Genomic DNA, 969 nt, shown 5'->3' on the forward strand with positions numbered 1-969 from the left:
AAAAAATCTAAACTTGTTCTATGAAGTTCGCTCCTGAAAATATTCGTACTATCGTCGTGAAGGCTTACCTGGCAAAACAGGCCACTAGACAGCAGTTGGCTGATATCTTTGGTTATACGCCTGCAAGTATCAGTAATTGGGTGCGGGCGTACAAACAAAATAATCGCCTCGCTCCTTTGCCCAACGGACATAGAAAAAGTTGTTTTTCTGAAGAAGAATTAAAGCAGCTTTCTGATTTGTTAAAAAAAGATGTTGATTTAACTCTTGAAGAAATAAGAGAACGCTTTAATAAGAAATGTTCGTTGGTTGCTATCCATAAAACGGTAGTAAAGCTTGGCTTTGTCTTTAAAAAAAACTCTGAAGGCAAGCGAACAAGAACGCAAAGATATAAAAATCCAGCGTGAGCTATGGAGTAAATATCAAAAAACAGTCTCTGCTGACAGATTGATTTTTCTTGATGAGTCTGGCGTAAAAACTAACATGACCCGACTATATGGTCGAGCTTATAAAGGGAACCGTTGTTATGATAAAGCTCCTGATGGAAGATGGAAAACAGTAACAGTATTATCTTCCATCCGGCTTGATGGAACAACAGAAAGTCTCATGTTTGAGGGAGCAGTAGATCGAAAGATGTTCGAAGCTTATATCAAACATACACTTAGTCCTAAGTTACGTCCTGGAGATATTGTCATCCTGGACAATCTCAGTTCACATAAATCAAAAACAGCAAAGGAAACAATAAGAAGCAAAGGGGCTGAATATATTTTTTTGCCGGCGTATAGCCCCGATTTTAATCCCATTGAAAAGATGTGGAGTAAGATAAAACAACTGTTAAGAGGCCTGAAGGCCCGTACCCATGAAGAGCTTTATGCGGTAGTAGCGAAAGCCCTGAGCATGATCACACAGAATGATGCCCAGGGCTGGTTTGAATCGTGCGGGTATGAAAAAATTTAAAGTTAATCTGCTCTA

2 protein-coding genes are annotated in these 969 nt (G+C 39.2%); both read left to right on the forward strand.

What is annotated here, in order from left to right:
• Nucleotides 1-20 precede the first annotated feature (20 nt).
• Nucleotides 21-404, forward strand: coding sequence for a helix-turn-helix domain-containing protein (locus G7Y51_RS13470; protein WP_206214358.1), 384 nt, complete (start codon nt 21-23; stop codon nt 402-404).
• On the forward strand, nt 334-954 hold the full coding sequence (locus tag G7Y51_RS13475) for an IS630 family transposase (protein WP_165178269.1): 621 nt from the start codon (nt 334-336) through the stop codon (nt 952-954). Before G7Y51_RS13470 ends, G7Y51_RS13475 begins: the two co-directional genes overlap by 71 nt.
• Nucleotides 955-969 lie beyond the last annotated feature (15 nt).

Origin of the sequence: Desulfovibrio sp. ZJ369 (assembly GCF_011039085.1) — a bacterium.
GTDB lineage: Bacteria > Desulfobacterota > Desulfovibrionia > Desulfovibrionales > Desulfovibrionaceae > Desulfovibrio.

Coding starts and splice junctions, on each gene's coding strand:
- G7Y51_RS13470 (WP_206214358.1), top strand. CDS start 21: ATGAAGTTCGCTCCTGAAAATATTCGTACTATCGTCGTGAAGGCTTAC.